Source organism: Candidatus Poribacteria bacterium (assembly GCA_021295755.1).
In the GTDB taxonomy this organism is placed as follows: domain Bacteria; phylum Poribacteria; class WGA-4E; order WGA-4E; family PCPOR2b; genus PCPOR2b.
This window is the reverse complement of record JAGWBT010000174.1, coordinates 1958-10870: the sequence shown is the minus strand read 5'-3', so window position 1 is coordinate 10870 and position 8913 is coordinate 1958. Positions and strand designations below refer to the sequence as shown.

Sequence of the window (8913 nt, the reverse complement as noted above, 5' to 3'; positions counted from 1 at the left end):
AGCGTGGGTTGTCTCTCTCGACGAAGGAGCTGCATCCGAAAGCGTTAGAGTGGGAAGCGTCGTCGAGTGGTCGATCAGGACGGGTCGCGCGCCAGTTCGTTGATGACCTTGCAGGGCAGTTGGGATTGGACGGACCAGCATGATATAGGGATTCTAAGCTTTTGTATCGCAAGCCCTATCCTACAAACTATTATCCCGCGCCACCGTCTCAATCAGATGCGCATCCGGCAAGCCTGCTCGAACCTCCGGGTCATTGCTCGTCACGATGACTTGATGTTCTTCGGCAAGACGCTGAATGAAGTCAATCATCGCGCTCCGTCGATCTGGATCGAGATGGAGGGTCGGGTCATCGAAGACAAAGAAACCGAGTGCGCCCAGCGCTTCCGATAGCGCAGCTTTGAAGCAGAGGTAGAGCATCATCTTCTCGCTGCCGCTGAGGAGCAGCAGGTTGCGCTCAACGCCTTCGACATTGAGGGAGGGGAGTAGGTGCTGGCTTTTGAGATCAATCCGGGAGAACCGAGTTAGGTCCATCCGTTCTAGCCAACGTTGAATTTCCTTTTCCGCGGGTTGGAGGATTGTTCGTTGGAGAGAGGCAATTGTTTTTTCAACGCCATCGCAGGCGAGTTCAAAGCTCAGGCGCGTGCGTAGAATCTGATTCGCTTGGTGTTGGGTACGCTGCAGCTCTTCAAGTTTATGGGCGATAATCGCTTCTTCCTTATTGAGTCCGACAAGTCGTCGGCGCAAGCTGTCAATGCGGTATTTGAGCTGGCGTTGTTGCTCAGCGAGCTGTGCGGGATCGGCAGCGTCTTCGGATAAGGCACTCATTTGCCGAGGTGTTGTCGGAATTCGCGCTGAAGATTCGCAAGTTGTTTTTCGATCCGCCCAAGCTGTTCGACCTTGCCTTGCATCAGTTGATGCCGCTGCCTCAATCCGCGAAGGGCATTGATGTTCGCGGTATGTTCGTCGAGAGTTTTCTGCTGTGCTTCAAGTTCCTTTTGGCTGGCAGCTCTCGCCGATTCTTTCTCTTCAAGAATCCCCGCAATGATTTTTTGTTGTACCGGTTGATGGCAGGTCGGACAGTGTCCGTGATCGCTGTCAATTAACTGGCACAAGGTCTCGCATTCTGCCGTAAGCGTTTGGATCTGGCTGTTCAGGCTGCCAACGCCTCGAATAAGCTCATCTCGCTGTTTTTCTAGCCCACCCGCGCTAGCGGTCGCAACCTCAATTTCCTTAATAGAGGTTCGCAGGTGATCAAGGTCGGTGAAGCCGCTGAGCACCGATGCCCGTTCTTGGATTAGCCCGTCAATCTCCTTTTGGAATCGTTCGTGCGCTTGCGTCAATTCGGCGACAAGGACTGTATCGCTACCTTCACTCGCTTTCCCTACCAGCAACTCATATTCACCTTCCAAGTTCTTTAACTCTGCTTCAACCCGCTCAATTTCCTCACGATGGTTCTTGACCGTCGTCACCCGCATACTGCGCTGATGATCTTGTATCCGCTTCTCCTCTCGCTTGGCAACCCGCCGACCTTCAATGAAACGTTGGCGCACCTCCATCAGCCGATCTATCCCGAGCAGTGCGTTCAGCACATCGCGCCGATCTGCAGGCTGCCGGGCAAGGAACTCAAAAATTTCGCCTTCTCGTAGGAATGTCGCCGCCGCAAGGTGATGATAGCTGAAATGGAATTGCTTTCTCAGATCTTCGTCCGCTGAACGTTTGCCTGTGAACAGGATACGCCATTTCTCATCATTTTCCTCTTTCTGGCGGAGTTGGACTTCCCCCTGCGTCGATCGGAACAGTTGATAACTCTGCTCTCCATTGCGGAAATTGAGTCCGGCGGTGCCGCTGGATGCGCCTGATTGCGCCATTGCAGGCAAACCGATCTTAGGCACAATCGGCTTGCCTGTCAGCGCGAAAAAAATGGCATTAACAAGCGTGCTCTTGCCACTGAAATTGGGACCGAAGATGAGATTTACCCCATCGCTCAGATCGAAATCCCTCCGGTCAAAACAGCCGAAAGATTTGAGGATGATACGTTCAAGTCGCATACGTTAATCTCCCGAACTGTCATCGATCATATCGTAAAGCATCTGAACGGTCACGTTATCGACACCATGCTCAATCGCAAAGCGAAATGCTTGGACAACAGCCGAAACTTCGGTTGTTCCGAGGACTGAGCGATATTTGCTCTCAGATTCGATTAGTTTTTCGACTTCCCGCTCATAGATTTCACCCAATTCGTTCTCAAGTGTGGAGGGCATCTGTTCGGTGTGGCTCCTAGAGGATTAGTGAACCAATGAACCCATAACCATTTGTCCATCACGTTTTACGCATCACGTTACATTAGGATTGGGGTAGGTGTGTAGTGATCACACATTAATCTGATCCAGGATCTCCGCAATCTGAATAGCGTTTAATGCGGCACCTTTGCGGAGGTTGTCTGCGACGACCCACAGGTTCAACCCATTTTCGATCGAGTCGTCCTCACGGATACGTCCGACGTATACATCATCTTGTCCTGCAGCGTTGATAGCCAGCGGATAATCCCGACTTTTCGGGGCATCGATCACAGTCACACCGCGGGCTTGAGAAAGAATCCGACGCGCCTCATCAGCGGTGAGCTTGCTGTCCGTCTGAATGTTAATTGATTCAGAATGGGCGAAGAACACCGGCACCCGAACGGTTGTCGCTGAGACTCCGATGGTATCGTTCTCAAGAATTTTATGTGTTTCCTTAACCATCTTGATCTCTTCTTCACTGTAACCGTTATCGGCGAAGGGCCAATCGAAGGCGACGTTAAACGCCATCTGATGCGGAAACTGATCGCATGTGATGGGACGTCCTTCCAACGCAGCCGTCGTTTGATCTATCAGTTCAAGAACAGCCGAACCACTTTTTCCCGAAACACTTTGATAGGTCGAAACAACGATACGCTTAAGTCCCGCTTCGTCGTAGAGTGGCTTGAGTGCCAAAAGCATCTGAATAGTTGAACAATTGGGGTTGGAGATCAAGCCTTGATGCCGCATTGCTGCTTGCATATTTACTTCGGGAATCACCAACGGCGTATCTGCGTCCAGCCGAAATGCACTGGTGTTGTCAATAACAAGACACCCCTTTTCTACCGCAGTCGGTATAAACTCACGGCTGACAGACGCACCCGCTGACGAAAACACCAAATCGACATCATCGAATGAATCATGCGTTAACTCTTCGACAACGATAGGTTGATCTTTGAACGTTAAAATCTCACCGGCAGAACGATGGGAAGCGAGCAACTTCAGCGAAGCGACGGAGAATGCGCGTTCTTCCAGAATCTGCCGCATTGTCGTGCCAACCGCTCCTGTTGCCCCAACGATGGCGACACGGTAGCTCCTATCCATCTTATAGTCCTCTTGAAAAATTAGATTGTGCAGGTCTTGTTGTAGCTGAATTTCCAAGGGATATTCTACCAAAATTTGAGAAGAAAACTCATATCGCCCTCAATTGAACCGGCATTGCATCAAAGACCAAATCTTTATGCCGATTTAGGTACTTTTTATTTACAATTGTGGATCGACGATTCTAGCGAGATGTAGTAAACTAAAAATAGATGTATTGGTTGCCTCGAAAATCGACACAACTGGGAAGGAGACCTTGGCGGGCTATGGAAAACATCGAAAACCAACTGGATCGATTAGAACAGGACGGTTTCATACTGATAGAGGGTGCATTATCCCCGGAGGAGACAGAACATATTCGGCAACGTATCAACCATGCCCGCGAGATGGGATGGGAGGAAGGACTTAACGCCGTAGGCAATATGTGGTTTGACACCTTACTAGACCGGGAACCAGAAACGTATGCCCCATTGGTAGGCCATCCGAGCATCCGCCCTTACCTCGAAGGCATGATGGGGAAGCAGTGCCAACTACGGAGTTTGCGTGCACACATCAACCCGGGCCCATATCTTCAAGAGTGGCACCTAGATTTCTACGGCTATTGGCAGGAGAAACGAGAAGCGGACAAGTATCGCTTTGCAGTATCTCCCATTAGCCTCAACGCAACCTACTATTTTCAGGACAACGCCCCCGGTTCAGGACACCTAAAATATGTCAAAGGCGGACATCTTGTCGAACCGCCCCATCTATATCCCTTGGACCGTCCCAAGTTTGAGGCGTGGTGCGAAGCACAAGAGCACGTTATCCTCTATCCGAAAGCTGGCGACTGCGTGGTGTTCATCAACCACATTCCGCACCAAGGCGCAAAAGAACGGGACGATATGGAGCGGAGCAATGTGGTATGCCATTATCAGGTGACGCCAATGTATGATGGGATATGGCATGTCTCACGTCCACGCGGATATGCGGGAACATTCCCATTCGCGAATTAAGTCCGCAGCTCCCTTTTCAGTTACCACACTCCGTGCGTAAGAACTTAAACAATGGAAGGCAAAAAGATTAGGAGTTTAACAACCTCCGTCAGCCTTCCTTTCCCACCCTTCCCCCGATTCACTTCTGATATTAATATGCTTACCAAGGAAATGGTTGTCAATCTCCCGTCACTGCCGGGCGTCTACTTTTTTCTTAGCAGGTCTGGAGAAATTCTCTACATCGGCAAGGCAAAATCTCTCAAAAAACGGGTTCGGTCGTACCTGTATAATTCCAAGCAAAATCGTTGGGGCAAAATCAAACGGTTAGTGCAACACGCCACACAAGTTGAGTACCAAGTTTGTGCGTCGGAGTTAGAGGCGCTATTGCTCGAAGCCCGCCTAATCAAACACCATCAACCCCCATACAACACCAGTCTGAAATCTGTCCGTAGATCTCCGTTCATTAAGATCTCTACCAACGAGGATTTCCCGAAGGTAACAATCGTATTCAAGGAAGAAGCTGACAAGGCACGATATTTTGGACCGTATTCAAGCCTGAGATGGACAAGGGAGGTTATTGAGGTCTTACATCGAATTTTTCCGATTCGGACCTGCGACGGGACCATCACCCCACTGCCAGATTTTAAACCCTGCTTCAGCTACCACTTAAAACGCTGTCAAGCCCCTTGTGCCGCGAAAGTCAACCGCAAAGCCTATCGTGCGATGATCAGAGATGTGATTCGGATACTGGAAGGGAAGTATAAAGCAGTCATTAAGAAATTGACTATAGAGCGAAACCAAGAGGCAATCGCTCTACGCTTTGAGCGTGCGGCAGCTTTACAGAAGCGTATTGAACAGATCGAGCGGGTGTTTGTTTACCTCGACGTACATCGTCGGTAAGGTGTAAGGATTACGCGGAAGGGGCTTGGGGTGGGAAGATGGTAGTGACTGGAATTTGGTCGGTCAAAGATCCTCTGAAACAGACCGAGGCAGTGAAGCAAACCTTGCACAGATTAAACACCTTAACAAGGTTTGCTCGCCTATGATCTCAAATTGTGTCAATTCAGAAATCGTTTTATAGCTCTCCCGTCCGCAATTTCTGAATATAGTTTTCGTTGATATTGTTCGATGGATGGCGGAGTGTACGGTGAGGTTCAGGAAAGTCCTTGAGCAGCTTCTGGTATTCCCCTATTGCTTCGTCAACCCTGTCTGCTTTCTCATAGATGAAGCCGATCCAATATTGTGCCTGCCTTCGCGTATCGTAATCGTAGGTCGGATTATCAGAGACTTTACGATAAGCATTAATTGCGCCGTCAGTATCTTCCTTCGCGTAGTAAATCTGTCCAACATAGAACTGCATATTGGATGTATTCTCATTGTGCGGATATTTTTCTATAGCGCTCTCCAGTTGGATAATCGCCTCGTCATACTTTTGCAGCTTCTCATACGCCCAACCGATGTTAAAGTGTGCATCCTGCGCCATTTTAACATCCGGGTATTTGTCAATCACCATCTGATAACTCTCAATCGCTTCATCATATTTTGCTTCAGCAAAATAGGTTTGGCCGATGCCAAACTGTGCGAGTGGGGCAAGTTCCTCATGTCCCGAATCGACAACGTTCTGAAATTCGACCCGTGCTTTGTCGTAGGCTTGTCGCTCGGTAAAGATCATCCCTGTGTAATACACAATACTATGGAGGAGTTCGCTGCCTAGGAAGTCTTCGCGTAACCCATCAAACGCCTCAAGTGCAGCTGTCCAAGTCCCTTTTCCGTAGAGACACATCGCCTTGTTGAATCGGGATTCGTCTGCGAGCGCACTGCCCGGATAGTCTTGGATGAGTTGATCAAACATCGCCGATGCCCGATCGTAGTAGGCATCTGCGCTCTCAACGCTCTCTGATTGTTTTATATTTTCCGCCAGTCGATAGTAAGCAATGGCGATGGTATACAGCGAATCGTCCGTCCATTCGCTGTCAGGATAGGTACTAATTAGCCGTCGAAATAGAGCAAAGGCTTCCTCGTCTGTCCGTCCAAGCCGCGACGCCAACTGATAGATAGCATCATCTGCCCAACGATTATCAGGATATTTCTCGAATACATGTCGGTATAAACCTCTGACCTCGCTTACACGCTTCTGGTCTTCATCCTCAAGAGTTACGGGCGGGGTATCCGCTTTTTGAGCCTTTTCCCACGCCGCATCCGCGTTTGTGTAGTAGGCAACTATGCTGTTTGCTGAATTTGTCGCCCTACCAATAAAAAAGCCAATTACTAAGGCTGCAACAACGATAATTTCTACAATGATGAACCTTTTCATTTTTTGGACTCCTGTTGGTATATTTTACTTCTATTAGCTTATTTTTTTCCCGAAAACATGAACGCATTTTATCATCTTTGCTTGAAGGTGTCAAGCACCGATTGACATCGAACGCCACATCCAGGAGATTGTACGTTTTTGTGGAACTGAACGGAACGACCCGTTCTAAACAGCTAATCGACCAACTCAGATTACCAGAGTCCAGAAAATTAAATTGATGTGCCGTTTAGAATTGTGATAGGATGCTTAAGAGTTGGCTCATGTAAAGACATGGTGCAACCGAAACCGATTGAATTCATGAGTTCACTCGTTTATTGGTGAGCCAATGTACTAATGAACAAATTGTTTTCACGTTTCACGCATCACGTTTTACGCTTTTTGTGTTTTGCACTTTCTTTTAACATGAGCCTAAGAGTTTATACACAAAAAAGAGGGATATGTTCCAATTTTATTGTCGGTTTGGCTGAATGCTTTATGCAAGCGGTGTGGACAAGTTTGCACTTGATTTTTTAGGGTCAATGATGCTAAAGTTGTGCCTGATGGTAACGGGGAAATCCGTCAAGAATTCCAAGCCGTCAGGATTAGGTGGACATCAAAACTTCGGAGGACAAAATATGCAATCACCACATGGGATAAATTTTTCAGGATTTCGACCTTCCGCGATGGGCAGAAACGGCATGGTGACATCAGGACACATGCTCGCATCACAGGCTGGGGTTCAAGCGATCTTAGCGGGCGGGAACGCTGTGGATGCCGCAGTCGCAACAGCAACGGCGTTGGGCGTGGTTGAGCCGGCAGGATCTGGCGTCGGCGGAGATGGGTTTATTCTGATTTACTGGGCGGAAACAGGCACGGTAACGGGTGTGAATGCTACGGGGCCAGCACCTTACGCAGCGACCCGCGAACTGTACCTGAAGGATGGCGGGATTCCGATGAAGGGTATCCGCAGCGTCTCGGTGCCGGGGATTGCCGATGGCTGGCTTAAAGCACACGAGCGTTACGGCGCACTTAAACTGGAGCAGGCGTTTGAACCAGCAATTTCGCTCTGTGAGAACGGTTTCCCCATTAGCCACAACCTTGCTGGTGGTCTCAGAGGCGAGAATCCGCGTTTTGCCCAAGACCCATACACGCGCCCGATATTTACCAATGACGGTGCCCCACCGAAATCGGGGGAAGTTATCTACAATAAGAATCTGGGGAAGACTTTGCGGAAAATCGCCGCAGAAGGACGCGGCACCCTTTATGAAGGTGAAATCGCCAGAGCGATCGTCGAATTCAGTGAAAAGTATGATGGGCTGTTGACCGAGAAAGATCTCGCAGATTATCACGCCCGCTGGAGTGAGCCGATCCACACAAACTATCGGGGATATGAGGTCTATGAGATGCCACCCAATTCGAGTGGGCATATCTTATTGCAGGAGTTGAATATTGTCGAGCAGTTCGATCTACAATCGATGGGCTGTAACACAGCTGAAAGCGTGCACCTGATGGTCGAAGCGAAAAAACTCTCGTTTGCAGATCGGGAGAAATATATGGCAGACCCAGATTGGGTCGATGTTCCCATTACAGGTATGTTGTCCAAAGATTATGCTAAAATGCAGGCTAAACGCATCGATCCCAATCGAGCTGCAACGGATGTTCCCTCCGGAGGTCCCGAACAGTTTGAGGACACCACCTGCTTCTGCACAGCGGACGGCGCGGGCAATGCTGTTTGCGTGTTGCAGAGCATACAGTCGGGATTTGGGTCAAGTCTTGTTGCTGGAGACACCGGCGTCTTGCTCAACAACCGGATGACGTATTGGCATCTTGAGGCAGACCATCCCAACTGTCTCATGCCCGGCAAGCGAGTCCGTCACACTATGAACCCTGTGATTGTGACAAAGGATGGTAACCCCTTCCTCATCTGTGGAACACCGGGAGCAGACACACAGGTACAAACCAATCTCCAGTTGATTACACACGTCGTTGATTTCGGCATGACGCCGCAGGAAGCTGTTGAGGCACCACGTTGGCGCAACCTTCAGAATCCGATGGAATCGACCATACCCCACACCTGTGAGGATGCACTTCAGCTAGAAGGACGGTTTCCTGAAGATGTCCGCAATGGACTCGCCCAACGCGGGCATGACCTCCGGATTTTGGGAGATTGGGATGGCCCCGGCAGCGCGCAGGCAATTCAGATTATCCCCGACTCAAACGCACTCATCGGCGGCTCAGATCCACGACGGGATGGTTATGCGGTCGGCTGGTA

The 8913-nt window shown here is 49.6% G+C and carries 9 protein-coding genes; 4 read left to right on the top strand and 5 right to left on the bottom strand.

Features of this window, described 5'->3' with window-relative positions; all coding sequences use genetic code 11:
* Positions 1-143: DUF815 domain-containing protein (locus tag J4G02_20465; protein MCE2396900.1), on the top strand; the 143-nt coding region annotated here is incomplete at its 5' end.
* A 37-nt stretch (positions 144-180) separates the two neighbouring features.
* Here the strand turns inward: J4G02_20465 and J4G02_20460 are convergent.
* The 4 genes from J4G02_20460 to J4G02_20445 form a co-directional block, all read right to left on the bottom strand.
* On the bottom strand, positions 181-825 hold the full coding sequence (locus J4G02_20460) for an AAA family ATPase (GenBank protein MCE2396899.1): 645 nt from the start codon (positions 823-825) through the stop codon (positions 181-183).
* On the bottom strand, positions 822-2048 hold the full coding sequence (locus J4G02_20455) for an SMC family ATPase (GenBank protein MCE2396898.1): 1227 nt from the start codon (positions 2046-2048) through the stop codon (positions 822-824). Before J4G02_20455 ends, J4G02_20460 begins: the two co-directional genes overlap by 4 nt.
* A gap of 3 nt (positions 2049-2051) precedes the next feature.
* Complete coding sequence (locus tag J4G02_20450; GenBank protein ID MCE2396897.1) at positions 2052-2261, bottom strand: hypothetical protein; 210 nt, start codon at positions 2259-2261, stop codon at positions 2052-2054.
* A 108-nt stretch (positions 2262-2369) separates the two neighbouring features.
* The gene (locus J4G02_20445) at positions 2370-3380 is read right to left on the bottom strand and encodes an aspartate-semialdehyde dehydrogenase (protein MCE2396896.1); all 1011 of its coding nucleotides are present in this window, start codon (positions 3378-3380) and stop codon (positions 2370-2372) included.
* Positions 3381-3643: 263 nt separating this feature from the next.
* On the opposite strand from J4G02_20445, the gene J4G02_20440 reads away from it, so the two are divergent.
* Positions 3644-4369, top strand: coding sequence for a phytanoyl-CoA dioxygenase family protein (locus J4G02_20440; GenBank protein ID MCE2396895.1), 726 nt, complete (start codon positions 3644-3646; stop codon positions 4367-4369).
* Between the two features lie 135 nt (positions 4370-4504).
* On the top strand, positions 4505-5248 hold the full coding sequence (locus tag J4G02_20435) for a GIY-YIG nuclease family protein (protein ID MCE2396894.1): 744 nt from the start codon (positions 4505-4507) through the stop codon (positions 5246-5248).
* A 175-nt stretch (positions 5249-5423) separates the two neighbouring features.
* Here J4G02_20435 and J4G02_20430 read toward each other — a convergent pair whose 3' ends face one another.
* Complete coding sequence (locus J4G02_20430; protein MCE2396893.1) at positions 5424-6662, bottom strand: tetratricopeptide repeat protein; 1239 nt, start codon at positions 6660-6662, stop codon at positions 5424-5426.
* Between the two features lie 614 nt (positions 6663-7276).
* Here J4G02_20430 and ggt point away from each other — a divergent pair.
* Positions 7277-8913, top strand: a 1637-nt coding sequence (gene ggt, locus J4G02_20425; GenBank protein MCE2396892.1) for a gamma-glutamyltransferase, incomplete at its 3' end; no start/stop codon positions are given.